At 67.5% G+C, this 15,877-nt stretch carries 15 protein-coding genes; 10 read left to right on the forward strand and 5 right to left on the reverse strand.

Annotation, left to right across the window (positions count from 1 at the left end; genetic code table 11):
- Nucleotides 1-157: 157 nt before the first annotated feature.
- From A7A76_RS16990 to A7A76_RS17015, 6 genes are all read left to right on the forward strand, one after another.
- Nucleotides 158-406 carry a hypothetical protein gene (locus A7A76_RS16990; RefSeq protein WP_206412313.1) on the forward strand — a complete coding sequence of 83 codons (249 nt, stop codon included), beginning with the start codon at nt 158-160 and terminating at the stop codon, nt 404-406.
- A 607-nt stretch (nt 407-1,013) separates the two neighbouring features.
- Complete coding sequence (locus tag A7A76_RS16995; RefSeq protein ID WP_206412314.1) at nt 1,014-1,781, forward strand: hypothetical protein; 768 nt, start codon at nt 1,014-1,016, stop codon at nt 1,779-1,781.
- A 2-nt stretch (nt 1,782-1,783) separates the two neighbouring features.
- Nucleotides 1,784-3,586, forward strand: a complete 1,803-nt coding sequence (locus A7A76_RS17000) for an XVIPCD domain-containing protein (protein ID WP_206412315.1) — start codon at nt 1,784-1,786, stop codon at nt 3,584-3,586.
- 597 nt (nt 3,587-4,183) lie between these two features.
- A complete protein-coding gene (locus A7A76_RS17005) occupies nt 4,184-4,843 on the forward strand; it encodes a hypothetical protein (RefSeq protein WP_206412316.1) in 660 nt (219 codons plus the stop codon).
- A gap of 235 nt (nt 4,844-5,078) precedes the next feature.
- Nucleotides 5,079-5,753: a hypothetical protein gene (locus A7A76_RS17010; RefSeq protein ID WP_206412317.1), complete on the forward strand. Its 675-nt coding sequence runs from the start codon at nt 5,079-5,081 to the stop codon at nt 5,751-5,753.
- A 180-nt stretch (nt 5,754-5,933) separates the two neighbouring features.
- Nucleotides 5,934-6,413 carry a VOC family protein gene (locus A7A76_RS17015; protein WP_206412318.1) on the forward strand — a complete coding sequence of 160 codons (480 nt, stop codon included), beginning with the start codon at nt 5,934-5,936 and terminating at the stop codon, nt 6,411-6,413.
- A 9-nt stretch (nt 6,414-6,422) separates the two neighbouring features.
- Here the strand turns inward: A7A76_RS17015 and A7A76_RS17020 are convergent, their stop codons facing one another.
- Entirely contained in the window at nt 6,423-7,964 is a 1,542-nt protein-coding gene (locus tag A7A76_RS17020; RefSeq protein WP_206412319.1) for a hypothetical protein, read from the reverse strand.
- A gap of 341 nt (nt 7,965-8,305) precedes the next feature.
- On the opposite strand from A7A76_RS17020, the gene A7A76_RS17025 reads away from it, so the two are divergent.
- The 3 genes from A7A76_RS17025 (at nt 8,306) to A7A76_RS17035 (ending at nt 10,098) form a co-directional block, all read left to right on the forward strand.
- The gene (locus tag A7A76_RS17025; RefSeq protein WP_206412320.1) at nt 8,306-8,998 is read left to right on the forward strand and encodes a hypothetical protein; all 693 of its coding nucleotides are present in this window, start codon (nt 8,306-8,308) and stop codon (nt 8,996-8,998) included.
- Between the two features lie 176 nt (nt 8,999-9,174).
- A complete protein-coding gene (locus A7A76_RS17030; RefSeq protein WP_206412321.1) occupies nt 9,175-9,750 on the forward strand; it encodes a hypothetical protein in 576 nt (191 codons plus the stop codon).
- A gap of 99 nt (nt 9,751-9,849) precedes the next feature.
- Complete coding sequence (locus A7A76_RS17035) at nt 9,850-10,098, forward strand: hypothetical protein (RefSeq protein WP_206412322.1); 249 nt, start codon at nt 9,850-9,852, stop codon at nt 10,096-10,098.
- Between the two features lie 85 nt (nt 10,099-10,183).
- Here A7A76_RS17035 and A7A76_RS17040 read toward each other — a convergent pair whose 3' ends face one another.
- The 3 genes from A7A76_RS17040 to A7A76_RS17050 form a co-directional block, all read right to left on the reverse strand.
- On the reverse strand, nt 10,184-11,329 hold the full coding sequence (locus tag A7A76_RS17040; protein ID WP_206412323.1) for an agmatine deiminase family protein: 1,146 nt from the start codon (nt 11,327-11,329) through the stop codon (nt 10,184-10,186).
- A 374-nt stretch (nt 11,330-11,703) separates the two neighbouring features.
- A complete protein-coding gene (locus A7A76_RS17045; protein ID WP_206412324.1) occupies nt 11,704-12,948 on the reverse strand; it encodes a sensor histidine kinase in 1,245 nt (414 codons plus the stop codon).
- The gene (locus tag A7A76_RS17050; RefSeq protein WP_206412325.1) at nt 12,932-13,609 is read right to left on the reverse strand and encodes a winged helix-turn-helix domain-containing protein; all 678 of its coding nucleotides are present in this window, start codon (nt 13,607-13,609) and stop codon (nt 12,932-12,934) included. The genes A7A76_RS17045 and A7A76_RS17050 overlap by 17 nt, the downstream gene beginning before the upstream one ends.
- 265 nt (nt 13,610-13,874) lie before the next feature.
- On the opposite strand from A7A76_RS17050, the gene A7A76_RS17055 reads away from it, so the two are divergent.
- Complete coding sequence (locus tag A7A76_RS17055) at nt 13,875-15,107, forward strand: MFS transporter (protein WP_206412326.1); 1,233 nt, start codon at nt 13,875-13,877, stop codon at nt 15,105-15,107.
- Nucleotides 15,108-15,381: 274 nt separating this feature from the next.
- Here the strand turns inward: A7A76_RS17055 and A7A76_RS17060 are convergent.
- Nucleotides 15,382-15,877: hypothetical protein (locus A7A76_RS17060; protein ID WP_206412327.1), on the reverse strand; the 496-nt coding region annotated here is incomplete at its 5' end.

The raw sequence follows: 15,877 nt of genomic DNA on the forward strand, positions 1-15,877 counted from the left end.
GCTGTCCAAGTCCGAGCAGCGCAAGGCCGTGGCCGACCTCAAGGCCCGGCTGGCGCAGGCGGGTGGGGCGGGCGATTAGGGCCGGTCGCGCGTTCGCCGCGATGCGATCGCGCCCCGCGCGTAGACTCCGCAGATTGAGCCTGCGACGGAGCCGGCGATGACGCCACTGCACTATCATGCGGGCCCGCCGGTTCGGCTGGGCGACCGCGTCCGCTGGGGCGACGAGGGGCAGGGGACCGTCGTGGTCATGATCGCCGAGCAGACCGCGCTGCCCGGTTATGTCGCCGCGGAGTGGGACTATCTGGTCCACGGCTGCATGATCTCGGTCGAGGCGGTCGGGCTGTTTTATTACGACGCCGAGGGGCTGGCGCGCGACGCCAATCTGGTGTTGCTCGCTCGGGCCTGAGCGCCTGAGCGGCGTCGGATCAGGCCGGTCCCTGCCGGATTCGCCGCCTTCCGTTCTCTGTCTGCGCTTTCGGGCGAGTTGGGTCGATGGGCGCGAGTTTGCTCGGGACTGGCCGGCCCGGTTGGATGGGCGGTTGGACCGATGCGAGGCTCGCGAGTGCGTCGTGGTTCCTTTGCTAGTGCGATATCGCGCTTGCGGTAGCCCGGTAGGCCTGCTCTAGAACGGCGCGGGCGCCCGAGAGTCCCAAATCGGCTCTCGTGAGTCCGAAATTTGCTTACGCGAGTCCGGATTTGCTTCATGCGAGTCCGAATTTGCTCCACGCAAGTCCGAAATTTGTTCATGCGAGTCCCGATTTGCTCTATGCGAGTCCGAAATTTCCTCACGCGAGTCCGGATTTGCTTCACGTGAGTCCGAAATTTGCTCATGCGAGAACAAATTTTGCTTACGCGAACCCTAAAAAGCTCTAACGATGAAGCTCTCGCGGCTTCCGATGTCCCTCGGAGCTGCTTCGATAAAGCTTTTTGCTGCTTTGAAGTCACATGAACTTCGCATCGCTTGGCGATAGCAGTAATTAAGGCGCATCGGTTCCACATCGTTCGCAAACGGCATGCTGACCGTCGAAGACGAACCGAACGCGTTTGTCGTACTCTCGGCCCGAATCGTCGGCAAGGAGTATCCAGAAGACATGGACGGCCCCCAACGCTCCGTCGTGGAACGCACGCGAAGAATCCGGCTCGGAAAGTTCGGCGGGTGGCTGATCGCCTCCATCGCCCTCACCGCATGCGCTCAGTCGCCGCACAAATCGGCGGCAGTCCGTTCTCCCGCTTCGGAGCCTTCCTCCATGTTCTCGTCCGAAACGTTCAAGCCCAGCTCGGCCAGCGATTACCCGGACATCACGCCAAAGGAGATCGGCCAGCGCTTCTTGAAGCTCGTGGACGGCCTGCGCAGCATCGATGAACTGTCGCCCGAGCGGGTGGCCGAGGCGACGCGGCTGCCGATGCGCTACGCGCCCGCCGGCAAGCTCCACTCTTTCACGATTCACGAGCCGAAGACCGGTTGGTACTACGCGTTGGATTACTACAAGAGCCCAGGGCTGGGGTGGAAGACGGCTAGTCTGGAGTTCAGAAATCCCGGTACCCCGGACGCAGACATGGCGCCGGTCTGCGGAATGGATTTCGAGGCTTACGCAGCCGTCTTGAAGTCGATGGGCTTCACGATGGCCGACACCCGCGATGAGTTCGGACGAATCGTGGAGTACCGTTTCTATCGCGGAGCGATACGGATAAGCGTGCTGCCGCGCTATGAGGCCCAAAGCTCCGAGGAGAAACTGGGCCACCCGTGCGTAGAGTCGATCTCGGTCCATGGGGCCGACTGACGATGGCGCAGCCTAATGCTCAGCTTCGATCCGCCATTGATCGATTCTCCGCTCAGTCAGGCGTTACGGGCGACCAAACTGCACAACTGCGGGGCGCTTTCGCGGCCGACGCCGGGCTTTTGACTCGTTTCAATCAGCTTGCGTCGGCCGGCCAACTGAACGGGTTCGCCATACAGGCGCCCGGAGGCCCGAAGAATTCGGCGGGAACATACGACTTGCAGGCCGGTGTCGTCACTTTGCCGGCCGCCTGCTTTCAATCTACCGGCGGAATTCCAACCGCCGACCTGTCCGCCACGCTCCATGTGCAGGAGATGGCGGTCCGATTCGCCCATACGCCGTATAAGGACGAGGCGGGCCGTCAGCAGGCAGTCACTCAAGGCATGCTCGACAACCTGCAAAGCAGCATCAACAGCGCGCCTGTGCTTTCGCAACAAATCAAGGCGGCCGCGACGGCACACCCTCATCCGCATCTGCAGAACTTCGCCATTTCTCCGCCGGAAGCGGGGCTGGGAGGGAGCTACCACGGTGCAACCAAAACGATGAGCCTTCCGGCCTCGATCTTGCAATCGGATGCGTCCGGTCAAATCGACCGAAACAATCTGACGTTCACCCTGGGACACGAAATCCAGCACGGCTTCAACTACGCCAGCTACGTCAGATCCGCTGCCGATTTCGATCGGGAAGTTTCGCGTATCGCTCAGGACAGCAATCCGGTCAACGACTACACCGCTGCCATCGGAAGTCGGATTCAGGCGGCACGCGAAAACGAAGCGAAGTCCCATATCGGCGGATGGAATGCATTGTTGAGCCGTCAGCAAGAAAACGGGCCGGTGACCTTGGCGGATATGTATGCCTCAAGCATGCGCAGCCGCGATTTTGTCGAGTACGACGCGACGACCAAGCAGTTCAGTCCAAAAGCCGGCCTGACCTTCAATAGCGATCTGACGCTATCGGAGACCCCGGCCAACGTGGCGGCCATGGGGCGTCTCTACTTCGATAAGTTCCCGAAGGGTTACCCCGGCGTGCCGGTCGAGCGGACTTCCACGTTGGGACCGCATCGCGAGGCCGACAACATCAATTTCTCCGGGATGAGCGCGATCTCGCGGGCGATCACGCTCGACCGGACCTATGCGCACCCGGTCAACGGCGTCGCGCCGCAAATGCATATCGATATGCGGCAACTTCGCCTGGACGAGCGACTCATCGAGCGCTTGGGTTTGGATATCAATGTGCGGCCTGAGGAGCGGCAGGCGTACTACGACACCAGCCAGTCGCCGCCTGTGCTGAAGCATTTCGATCACACCAAAAGCGGCCCCAGTTTGAATCAGCATGTGCCGCTGGAGCCTGGTGTTCAACCAAGCGAAGCGGCGAGTTCAGGCCGCGCTGTGCCGTCCTCGCCGGGGCATCCGGATCACGCGCTTTACTCGCAGATCGCGGGGCATGTAAAGCAGCACGACCAGACTCAGGGACGAACGCACGCCGCGGCCAGCGAGCGTCTTACCGCAAGCTTGCTCGCGCTGGCAAAAGACGGCGGCCTAGCGCGCGTGGACCACGTGGTCTTCAGCGCCAAGCATGCGCACGTCGCCGCTGGCGAGAATGTCTTTGTAGTTCAGGGGCGCTTGGACGATCCGGCGAATCTGCGCGTGCACATGAAGACAGACGATGCGGTTCGGATGCCGGTGGAGGCATCGTTCGCTAAAGTAGAAGCGATCAACGAACGGCTTGTGCAGCAAGTCGATATGGCTCAGCAACCTGGGCAGGTACAAAGCGAGCAGTCAAAGGGACCGACACTCGGTGGGCGCTAAGGCCGGCCTGGAAAATGGCTGCATGCCGATGTGGTTCTCTCTCGATATGAATGAACGAAACGCATCTTTCGTCGGGCGTGGTGCTGAAGCTCACCATCATCCCCTTGCGGATCGCGTCGTAGGTCTTGGCGCCGGGCGGTTGTTGTTCGGTGTGAGGCTTCGCCTGGGTGAGCCGTAGCGCTCGCTCGGTAGAGAAGCAGGGCTCAGGTTCGACAGCGACCGACAGGAAATCCGCGGGCGGCGGCTCTAGCCAGAACATGGAAAGGACGTGGCGGTCCGCCAAAGTTATTGGTTGGTTCTCAATGTGCTTGGATTGCGGATCCCTGATGCCATAGGCCAGGATCAACGCGGACCGGACGGTATTTCTACCTTCGATTCCGCTCAGGGGCGCAGTCAAAAGGCGTTCTATCGTGAGCTGTTCGGTTGAGGGCGAAGAAGTCTTGGCGGTGGTTATGCAACCCGAAAGAAGCGCTGCAATAGCGATACTCAGAGTTGCGCTTTTCCTAGGGCTATACCGTTTGGCTTGCTGAGCAACGGCTTGGCGAGTGTCATTCGTTGACATCGTAGTGGCAGATCCTGCTTGGAAGCCGATCTTCTGTGAGCCAACTGCTCGGAGCGAGGTGGCAAATGATGTGGAGAGAAGAAACGGCGCCGATTGCGCGACTGTTGTCGATCATAACCATGATCGCGACGGTCGGTGCATGTTCTGTAAGGCCTTCGCGAGCGCATAGCGAGAAAATGCAGCATCCAGCAACTCATTCGATGACTCTGGAGCGCCTTCTTACACTTTCGCTGCTTCAGGGAGAGGGCGGACTGCATAAAATTACACGAGAAATATTTGATGCCGCGGGATATGCAGAAGCGCCGGGGACGCTCAACGGCGAAATCGTGAATGAGCGCGGCCCCTTGATGCTCGCCGATGGCTATCGGCTCAACGCCGTGCTCGACTACACCGCCGCAGGGGTGCTAAGCATCGCGGTGGATCGTGAGCCATGTTTTCCCTTGGAGAACGCTGCGCGAATCGTCGGTGCCGTTCCCGTCGGGCCCGTCAGCTACCCATTTTCCGAGGGGCCGAACTACGACACGCGTTCCGCAGTGGCGAACGGCGTGGACGTGAACCTGGGAAAGTTCAGCCCTGGCGAGAGGTGCCTGACCGAAATCCATCTGGTCGATATCGAAAAGGCCAGCAAGTTCGTGGCAGAGAACAGAATCGATCTTCCATCGAAGAACCTCCCATCAGCAAGGCCGGACTTATAGCTGACTGGTGGATGCGGCAGCCAGATGGCTGCTGCACGGCGTTTGGAAGAGCAGAATTCCGGACGCATTGTGGGAGCAAGTGAAGCGTGCCCGCGGTCGCGAGCCGCTATGCGCTGATAGGCTCGACTTCCGACCCGAGTGGCGCGCCGTTGCCCACCCGCACGTGGCCTGTCTTGCCTCTGTCACACCCATCGCATCGAATCCAGATAACGGCCCACGTGCCAGGAGACGAGCCATGGGGTCGATCCGTATTCCAGCCCACGGCCGCTATCCCGTTGTCCGCAGCGTCCCGGCCGGTTGCGCGGCGGCGCTGTTGTGCATGGCAGTCGTCTGGCCGCTGGGAGCCAGCGCACAGTCGGCCCCCTGGCGCACCCTCAGCAACGAAAACGGCATCCACCTGGAAGCCCGCCGCATCCCCGGCGGGCGTTTCGACGAGCTGCGAGTCAGCACGTCGGTGAAGGTCTCGCCCGACGCGGTCGCGGACTTTCTGCTCGGCAAATACCTCGACGCGAAGAACAAGAACATCCGCCGCAGCTTCCTCCAACGCTCGCCGGAGGTGGTGGTCTGGTCCGACGTGCTCAGCACGCCGGTAGCGACGGATCGTTGTTATTCGATGCGCTTCGAACGCCAGGCCTTGGCCGGCGGTGCGATCCGGGTGAAATTCGCGTCGCTGGACGGGGCCGATGCGAAGCCGCCCGCCGATTGCATCGCGCTGCGCTCGCGCGGTGAGTGGCTGATGACGCCGACGGCCGTGGGGACGCGGTTGGTGTATGCCTCGCTGACCGATATCGGCGGCGATACGCCGGCGTTCGTGGTCAAGGGGGCGTTGTCGTCCGCGGCGGTCTCCAGCGTGCGCAAGGTGGTCGCCGGTTCGGCGGGTCTGGCATTGCCGCAGGGGCAGGAAGACTGAGCGGGACGTCCGGTCGGCGGCCGGACCGAGGTGTGACGCGGGCCCCGTTCATCAACACGATTCGCCATCGCCGGTGCGCGCGCAGCGGTGTCATGTGAATTTCGTTCGCTTCGGCACTAGCGCCATCGTCGTTCCATGCGGTACCTACGCAGGTTCCATCCTTACAGCAGGAGAGCGGCGATGACCGCGAAGAACACCGTTTGCCTATGGTACGACGGCACCGCGCTGGAAGCGGCCGAGTTCTATGCGAAGACGTTTCCGGACAGCGCGGTGACGGCGGTCCATCATGCGCCGGGCGATTATCCCGACGGCCAGCAGGGCGATGTGTTGACGGTGGAGTTCACCGTGGCGGGCATTCCGTGCGTGGGTTTGAACGGCGGGCCGGCGTTCAAGCACGATGAGGCGTTTTCGTTCCAGATCGCCACCGACGATCAGGAGGAAACCGATCGTTTGTGGAATGCGATCGTGAGCAACGGCGGCAAGGAAAGCGCTTGCGGCTGGTGCAAGGACAAGTGGGGGCTGTCGTGGCAGATCACGCCGCGCGCGTTGCTCGACGCCTTCACCGATCCGGACCGCGCCGCGGCCAAGCGCGCGTTCGACGCGATGATGACGATGGGCAAGATCGATATCGCCAAGATCGAGGCGGCGCGGCGCGGTTGAGGCGCGGCCTCAGTCCATTTCGCCCGAACCGTAGATCGCGTAGCGTTCGATCCGGCCCACCGCCGCGATCGTCGCGCGCACGTCCGCGCGCGCCAGCAGTTCGGCGCGCGCCTTGCGGAAGGCGACGTCGCCGGGCAGCGCGTCGGCGCGCCGGTAGTCCTGCAGCCAGCTCAAGGTTTCCAGCCGGTCGGTGGGCGAGGCCATCAGTTCGGCCAGCAGCCGGGCGGCGTCGTCCAGGCGCCGGGTGCGCAGCAGCGCTTCCAGGTAGACCTGTTGGCCGTCGCCGCGATGTTCGCGCAGGTAGTCCAGCGCTTTTTGCTCGGCGGCGCGGTCGCTCTTGGCGGTGGCGGCGCACAGGCGCACGGCGTGCACGATCAGGCGCGCGTAGCCGCTGGTGTTCTCGCCGGTGCGGGCCAGCGCGGCGAGCGCGTCGTCGGGACGTTCGAGGCTGCAGTACGTGGTGGCGAGGTTGAGGGTCTGGCTGACGTTGGCGCCGCCTTGTTCGCTCAGGCGGCTGGCGCGTTCGAGTTCGGCGATGGCCTCGTCGGTGCGGCCGCTGCGGCGCAGGGCGATGGCGGCGTTGTTCATCACCCAGACGCGTTCGTCGAGGTCGTCGTACGGCGCCTGGTCGGCCGGCGCGTCGGCGATGCGCCGTTTCACTTCGTCGTTGAGCGCCAGCACCTCGGCGTCGCGGCCGGCGATCAGCAATGCGTAGCTGAGCTGGCTGCGCGCGTCGAGGCTGCGCGGCGCCAGTTCGGATTTTTCGCGCAGGCTTTCGACCTGGCGGCGCGCGGCGTTGTCGACGTCGAAGGTCGGGCTGTCGCCGCGCACCATGAAGTCGAAGCGCTTGTCGCTGCGCAGCGCCACCAATTGCAGCGGGCCCTGGATGCGCCGCGCCACTAAGCGCGCGTCGTCGCGGCGGCCGCGTTCGACCAGCATTTCGGCGAGGTTGAGCCAGATCGGGCTGAGGTCGCTGGTGCGGCTGATCCAGTTGGCGTCGAACAACGCGCGCAGCAGGGCCAGGCGCGTGTCGGACGTGGGTTCGAGCCGGTACTGCAGCTGGAACAGCACGGTCTCGTTGAGTTGGGGCAGGGTTTCCGGCCAGCGTTCGACCAGCTGGATCATGGCTTGCGCGGCGGCGTCCGGGCGTTCGCGGTCGAATTCGATCAGCGCCAGGCGGTACCACTCATCGGCGGTGCCGTCGGCCTGCGCGGCCTGGCGATAGAGCTCGGCGGCGAGCGCCAGGTCGTCGCGGGCGATGGCGCTTTCGCCGGCTGCGGCCAGGGCGGCGCGGCGTTCGGCGTCGGGCAGCACGGCGAACGGCGGCTGCGCCATCAGTTCGGCGAAGGCGCTGCCGGCTTGCTGCGGCTGGCCGTCGCGGGCGAGCGCGTGCGCGTCGGCGAGGCGCTGATAGAAGGAGCGGCGATCGATGTCGTTGCGCGTGGGCGCGGCGTCGCTGCGGGCGGCCGGTATCTGCGCGCAGGCGCCGGCGGCGGCGAAAGCGAGCGCCAGGTTCAGGCCGTAGGCGGCGATACGCGAGCGGTGGCGCATGGAACTCTCCCGATTCGTGCCGGCGCGGCGGCGCCGGTCCGTGGCCGCGGCGCGCGCGCGCGCGTCGAGGCGGCCCTGAGCGCCGAGCATAGCCAGATGCGCTGAGCCTGTCGCCAAAAATGAATATTGACGCGCGTCGTCGTCGTTGCGGCCGCCGTTCACAGCTTGCGCGAAGCGTTCCCGATAACGCCCGCCGCGTTCCGCGTGCTTCCCCAAAACCACCCCGATCCTTCCTCGCTTTGCCGCCGCGGCGGCGGCCACTGTGCGCTCACCGCACCGGTTCCGCAGGACGCGGATGCGGCCTTTCCCTCAACGCGAAACACTTCGCAAAGGAACCCGTCATGATCGCCAAGCATCGCCTCGTCGCCTCCGCCACGCTGGCTCTCGCGCTGGCCGCCGCCGGCTTCAGTTCGTCGGCCGCGGCGGCCGGCAATCCGCTCGACAACGTCGGCGTCGAGCACAACGCCTACCTGGGCTGCCTGATGGCCGACGCGTCGCAGCCGCCGTCGCTGCAACTGCTGGTGACGCGCTGCGGCTATCGGCCGCAGGGCTCGCTGGACGATTTCATCCAGACCTTCCAGCCGTACATGCCGACCAACCCGAACCTGAGCTACAGCCAGCGCATCGAGCCGTACCGCGGCCAGTTCAGCGCGGCCGAGTACGCCTTCGTCAAGCGCATCGAAGCCGCGCTGTCGCCGCAGGCGCAGTCGCCGGAAGAGATCGACCGGGCGCTGGCGGCGCTGGAAGCGCAGGCGCTGGCGCAACTGGGCGACAAGTCGCCGGGCGCGCGCGGCATCCTGGCCTCGCTGAGCACGGCGCGGCATTCGCTGCAGTTCTGGACGCCGTACTACATCGACCGCCTGGAAGATTCGCACGCGAAACTGCCGAAGTGGCTGCGCGTGGTGATCAAGGTGGTGGCGACCGTCGCCACCGATGCCGCGGTCGGCGCGGTGCTGGGCTCCAATCCGGTCACGGCGCCGGCGGCCGGCCCGGCGGCGGGCGCGGCGTCGGGGATTGTGGCCAAGGAGCTGTAAGCCGCGAGGTGTCCGGGCATCGGTGCGTCGGCGGGCGAGCGGCCGCTGCATCGCGCCGATGGTCCGGGGCGGGTTCGCGCAGGGACGCCGAACCCGCCGTTCGCCGCGGCTGGCCTGTCCGCCGCGGGCCCCGCGTTGAACGGTGGCGGCACTCCGCCGCGCACAGGGGCCCCGCGATGGACGCTTACGGCAATCTCACCAGCATCGGCGAATTTTCCGGCAACAAACGCATCCGCCTGATCTCCTACCTGGATCCGGACGTGGCGCTGGGTGTGTTCCCGCCGACGCCGGATTCGTCCGGATGGTCGGTCGCCGCGGTGCATCGCCTGTCGGCCGGCAGCGGCGGGCAGACGGTGATGCGGGTCAACGCGCTGGGCCGCAGCGCTTTCAGCCTGGCCTGGGACGCCGATACCAGCCAGTACCTGTCGTGGGAAGGCACGGCCAGCGATCAATTGATCCTGGAGCAGCTGTCGCAGCCGCAGGACGGCGACCGCATCGCTCCGCCGGAGTTCGCGCTGGATTTCGTCGAGGACTGCTGGTTCGCGCTCAACGATCCGTACCACGGCGCGGTGGTGGACATCAGCGAGTCGGGCACCGGCGAGGGCAATCCGGTGATTTCGTTCTCGTGGAACGGCGGCGCGAACCAGATCTGGCGCGCGCAGTGGCTCGATCATCCAGCCGCGGCCGACGCCGAAGCGCAGGGCCGGACGGTGCGCGGCGCGGGCATATTCGCCGGCCAATGCGAACGTTGAACGCCGATTCGCCGACGGGCCGACAGTTCGCCGACCGGCTGCGGCGCTAAGCTGGCTGCGCCGCGGCCCCCGCCGCGGCGGACTCTCGCGGAGCCGGGCATGGCCACGATGCATTATCACGACGGGCAGGACGTGCGCTTGGGCGATATCGCCAGCTTCGGCGAGAACGATCGCTGCAAGGTGGTGGTGCTGATCGACGAACAGGCCGCGCTGGAAGGCTACATCGCCGAGGAGTGGGGTTATCTCGGCGGCGGTTGTGTGCTGCTCGCCGGTTCCGCCGGGCTCGTGCACTATCCGCCCGGCGCGCTGGGCGAGGACGTGGGCGTGCGCTTGCTCGAACGCGCCTGACGCCGGCGCATCGCGCGCACGCACCGACGGCCGGCCCGCTGTCGCTGCGGGCCGGCCGGATCGCATTCCGGCGCGCGCCGCCGCCTTACAACGCCGCCGGCTGCTGCTGGGTCACGCAATGGACCATGCCGCCGTTGCGGTACAGGTTGCGCACGTCGATGCCGACCACGGTGCGGCCCGGGAACGCGCGCTGCAGGATCGCTTTGGCCACCGCGTCGTTGGGGTCCTGGTACTCGGGCATCAGCACCACGGTGTTGCCGACGTAGAAGTTGACGTAGGAGCCCTTGTAGCCGAGCTCGTAGCCATACGTCGTCACCACGTCGTTCGCGGTCAGCGGCAGCTGCACGAAGCGGTACGGCTTGCCGTCGACGTCGCTGGCGCGGTACAGGCGGTCGATATCGCTCGCCGACAGGCCCCATTCGCGCAGGTCGGCGCGGCTCATGGTGACGAGGGTGTCCGGCGTGCCGAAGCGGGCGAAGCCGTCGATGTGCATGTCGGTGATGTCGTCCTTGCCGCCGTCCTTGCCGTCGAGCCAGATGAACTTGCTGACGCCGAGCTGGTCGCGCAGCACCGCTTCGAGTTCGGCTTCGCTGAGTTCGGCGTTGCGGTTGTGCTCGCGGGTGGAGCTGCGCGTGGCCATCAGCACGCCGCGGCCGTCGACTTCGATCGCGCCGCCTTCCAGCACCACGTCGTTCAAGTCCACGCTCGGCAGGCCGAGGTGGCGCGCGACCGCGGCCGGCACGGCGTCGTCCTTGCGGTACGGCGCGTCCAGGCCCCAGCCGTTGAAGCCCCAGTCGCCGACGGTGAGGCGGTCGGCGCGGTCGAACACGAACAGCGGGCCGTTGTCGCGCACCCACACGTCGTCGGTGGCGCGGACCAGGAACTTCACCTTCGCCAGCGGCACGCCGGCGGCGGCGAGCAGCTTGCGCACGCGCGCCTGTTCGCCGGCGTCGTAGACGACGATGTTGACCTGCTCGCTGGCGACCAGGGCGCGGGTCATCGCGATCCAGGTCGGGTCGAGGCGGTCGCGGTAGGCGCGGCCGTAGGTGTAGGCGTGCGGCCACTGCAGCCAGGTGGCGTCGTGGCGCGCGGTTTCGTCGGGCAGGTAGCCGGATTGGGCGCGGGCCGCGCCCGGGTGGGCGAGGGCGGCGGCGAACAGCGCGCCGGCGGCGAGGGCGAGCCAGGCGGGGCGGGCGGCGGGGAGGGCGCGGGAGAATTTGGGCGTGGGCATGGCGGCGGGCCTGTGGGGTTCGGGGCGGGAGAAGGGGAGCCGTGCAACGCGACGCACCTTAGCCAGCGAACCTGATATCCAGCTGATACCCGCCCGGGCGCCGCGAAAGCCGCCCTGCGCGCCGCAACCCATGCGGGATTCCCCCACACATGCGGCGTCCCGACACGCGTGCAGCAACCCGCGATGCGTGCAGCAACCCGACACGCGTGCAGCCTCCCGACACGCGTGCAGCCTCCCGACACGGGCAGCCTCCCTACATGCGTGCAGCGTCCCGACACGCGGGCAGCCTCCCCCAGCCGTCATTCCGGCGAAAGCCGGAATCCATTTTGATCCTGCTCCCGCAGGCTCAAGGCAACGCTGCTCTTGCTCCCGCGCTAAGCCCGCGCTTTCAAAATCAGCTCCACACGCGCGCCCCCGCCGACCCGGTTCGACAGCCGCAACTCGCCACCGTGCAACTCGGCGATGTGCTGGACGATGGACAAGCCCAGCCCGCTGCCCGGACTGCCGGGACCGGACACGAACGGCTCGCGCAAGCGCGCCAGCGACCCGGCCGGGAAACCGGGCCCGCGATCTTCGACGATCACCTTGCCGGCTTCGACGGTGACGACAACCGGCTCGGCGCTGTCGCCCTTCGCCGCGTGCACCAGCGCGTTGTCGATCAGGTTGCGCACGGCGGTCTGCAGCAGGCGCACATCGGCGTCGATCACCGACTCGACCGCGTCGAACTCGATGGCGCGGTCTTCGGGGATCACCGCTTCGACCAGCAGGTCGAGCCGCACCGGTTCCTTGCTCACCGGCGTGGCCGCGGCGTCCAGCCGCGCCAACAGCAACAACTTGTCGACCAGTCCGGCGGTCTGCCCCGCGACGCGTTCGACCTTGCCCAGCACGCGTTCGGCCGGCTCGTGCCCGTCGTGCGCGCTCTCGCACAAGGCCTGCAAGCGCGCGACCGGCGTGCGCAGCTCGTGCGCGGCCGCGGCGAGAAAACGCTCCTGCTGCTCGAACGAGGCGATGGCCGGCCGCAGCGAGCGCCGCGACAACACATTGCCGACGACGATGCCGAGCGCGGCGAACGCGGCGGCGATCAGCAGCGTCCAACGCACGAACGCGGCCTGCGCGGCGTCGCGCGCGGACGGATCGGCCAGCACCAGGATCGTCGCGACCGGGCGATCGCGGTCGTCGTAAGTCTCCTTGCCTTGCAGCAGGTAAGCGCGGCCGTTGCGGTCGCGGCCTTCGCGCAGGCCTTCGGGGCCGTCGCTCATCGCCGCGTCGGCGAGCGCGAACGGATCGGCCAGATCGAAGCGCGGCCGCGCCGGCGCCAGCAGCACCCGCGCCGGCGCGCCGTTGCCGATCACCCAGATGTCGGCGTCGCCGTCGAGCAGGCCGGGCTCCTTGCGCAGCACCTCGTCGCGCAGGCGGCCATCGGCGTCGAACCACGCCAGCCCGTACACCGCGGTCGCGCGCAGGCGCAGGTTGGACGCCAGATCGAGCTGGGTCAGCCGCGCATGGGTGAAGATCGCGACCGCGCACAACGCGGCCACGCACAGCAGCCAGGCGCCGGTCCACACCGCGGTCAGGCGCAGATGCAGGCCGCGCAGCAGGCGATCACGCGCGCGCGGCATCGGGCGCGTCCAGCCGATAGCCCGAACCGCGCACCGTGCGCAGCAGCGCCGGCTCGCCGAGTTTGCGGCGCAAGGTGGCGATCAACACTTCCTCCGCGTTCGACGCCGGCTGCTGCTCCTCGCCCCAGCACGCGGCGAGGATGTCCTGGCGCGGCACCGCCTGGCCCGCGCGTTCGGCCAGCAACTGCAGCAGCGCGAATTCCTTGGGCCGCAGCGGCAGCGCGATGCCGGCGCGGCGCGCCTCGCGCCGGCCCAGGTCGATCTCCAGATCGGCGATGCGAATCGTGCTCGGCCGGATCGCGCCGCCGCGCCGGCCGATGGCGCCGATGCGCGCGATCAGCTCGTCCATCGCAAACGGTTTGACCAGATAGTCGTCGGCGCCGCCGGCGAAGCCTTCGACGCGGTCGGCGACCGCATCGCGCGCGGTCAGGAACAGCGCCGGCGCGGCGATGCCGCGTTCGCGCCAGCGCTGCAGCGCGCCCAGCGCGTCGCCGTCGGGCAGGGTACGGTCGAGCACCAACGCATCGTAGGGATAGGACTGCACGAACGACTCGGCCTCGGCGAGATCGCCGGCTTCGTCCACGGCGTGGCCGTGCGCGCGCAAGCGGCCGGCGACGGCTTCGCGCAGGTCGGCTTGGTCTTCGAGCAGGAGGATGCGCATGGCGGCAGCTTACCGTTGTCGCAGGGGACGATTCATGGTGAAGACGGGACTGGCGCAGTGGTTTCGTTGGCGCGGTCGCGGCTCGCGCCGCTCCTACATGGGCTACCTGTAGGAGCGGCGCGAGCCGCGACCGCGAATCTTCAACTGCGATGAAACCCGCCGAAACCCGCGCCTGGGCCGCCGTCCGCCGTCGAACTCCAGCAGTCCGGGGCTCCGGCCAATCCCTGCAATGGCGCCAGATGCTGCAAAGCACAATAATCCCCCCATGACCCCCGCCACCCCCACCGCCCCGGGCGCCGCCGCGCCCGCGCCCGTCCTGTCCCCGCGCCAGGTCGGCCTGATCCTGTTCGCCCTCGCCCTGGGCGGTTTCGCCATCGGCACCAGCGAGTTCGTGGTGATGGGGCTGATCACCGAGATCGCCCGCGCGATGGGCGTGGACGAGCCGCAGGTCGGCCACGTCATCAGCGCCTACGCGCTGGGCGTGGTGGTCGGCGCGCCGGCGCTGGCGATCCTCGGCGCGAAGCTGTCGCGCCGCAGCCTGTTGCTGGCGTTGATGGGCTTCTACGCGTTCGGCAACCTCGCCAGCGCGGTCGCGCCGGGCTACTACACGCTCGCGCTCGCCCGCTTCGTCGCCGGCTTGCCGCACGGCGCGTACTTCGGCATCGCCGCGCTGGTGGCCGTGCGCATCAGCCCGCCCGAGCAGCGCGGCACCGCGGTGGGCCGGGTGATGCTGGGGCTGTCGATCGCGCTGTTGGTCGGCAATCCGCTGGCGACCTGGCTCGGCCAAGTCTTCGGCTGGCGCTGGGCGTTCGCGCTGGTGTCGCTGATCGCGCTGGCGACCGTGGCGATGACCGCGCGCGTGCTGCCGCCGGGCATGCACGCGCCGCGCCCGAACGTGTTGAACGAACTGCGCGACTTCAATCGCAAGCCGGTGTGGCTGGCGCTGGGCATCGGCGCGATCGGCTTCGCCGGCATGTTCTGCGTTTTCAGCTATCTCGCGCCGACCCTGGTGCACGTCACCGGCGTGCGCGAATCCTTCATTCCGTTCGGGCTGATGGCGTTCGGCATCGGCGGCATCCTCGGCACGCTCGGCGGCGGCTGGCTGTTCGACCGGCTGCAGTTCCGCGCGGCGGCGTGGATCTTGCTGTGGTCGATGGCGATCCTGCTGCTGTTCCCGCTGGCCGCGCGCTCGGTGTGGACAGTGCTGCCGGCGGTGCTGGCGGTCGGCACGATGGGCGCGCTGGCCACGGTGCTGCAGGCGCATCTGATGGACGTGGCGCGCTCGGCGCAGACGCTGGCGGCCGCGTCGAACCACTCGGCCTTCAACATGGCCAATGCGCTGGGCCCGTGGCTCGGCGGCATGGCGATCAACGCCGGGTTCGGCTGGACCTCGACCGGCGTGGTCGGGGCGATGACGGCGTTGGTCGGATTGACGATCTACCTGTGGGCGCGCGCGGATGCGCGCGCCGATGCGGTGCTGGCGGGCGAAGCCGAGTAACCCGGCGCGATCGCGCCGCTCGGCCGGCGATTACAGCGCCGCTGCGTCGCGCAATTCGCGGGCCTTCGCCCGGCGCTGTTTCGCCGGGTCGCTTCCCATCGTTTGGGCCGATTCCGGCACGCCCGGCAGTCGGCCGCGCCGGCATCGGCCCGCTCGCACAACGCCACCTCGCCGCCCTGGACGATCATGCGGCCCCGGTGCGCGGCGGCGAACGCCAGCAGCGCCGCGAAGGCGTCGGCCATTGCGCGACGGTTGCCGTCGACCGCCGCCGGCCTTACGGCGTCTGCACCTTGCGCAAGCTCAGCAGCAGCGATTCCAGGTGCTTCTGCCCGCGCGCGGACCAGACGTTGTACAGGCAGCGTTGCCCGGCGACTTCCAGATAACCGAGGTAGCCCGGACCGGTGCCGCCTTCCAGGCCGTAGCTGACCTTGCTGCCGTCGGACCAGCTCAGGTTGTTGGGGAAGGTGTAGCCCTTGCCGTCGATGTCCAGGCCGGTACCGGCGATGCCGAAGGCGCTGCGCTGGTCCGGCGCGTCGTAGGCCACGGCCCAACCGTCGGAGAAGCTGGCGCGGCGCACCTTGATCCCGGCTTCCTTTTCCGCGCCGACCAGCGCCAGCGGCGCGCAACGGTCGCGGTTCTTGGCTTTCTTCCATTCGGCCAGATAGACCGCGGGCACCGATTGCGCCGACACCGCCGCGCCTTGCCACGGCGCGCGCGCGCCGCCGGCGGATTGCGCGACCGTGGCCGTGGACAGCGCCGGTGCCGCGGCG

It is taken from the genome of Lysobacter enzymogenes, from assembly GCF_017168095.1.
Taxonomy (GTDB): domain Bacteria; phylum Pseudomonadota; class Gammaproteobacteria; order Xanthomonadales; family Xanthomonadaceae; genus Lysobacter; species Lysobacter enzymogenes_D.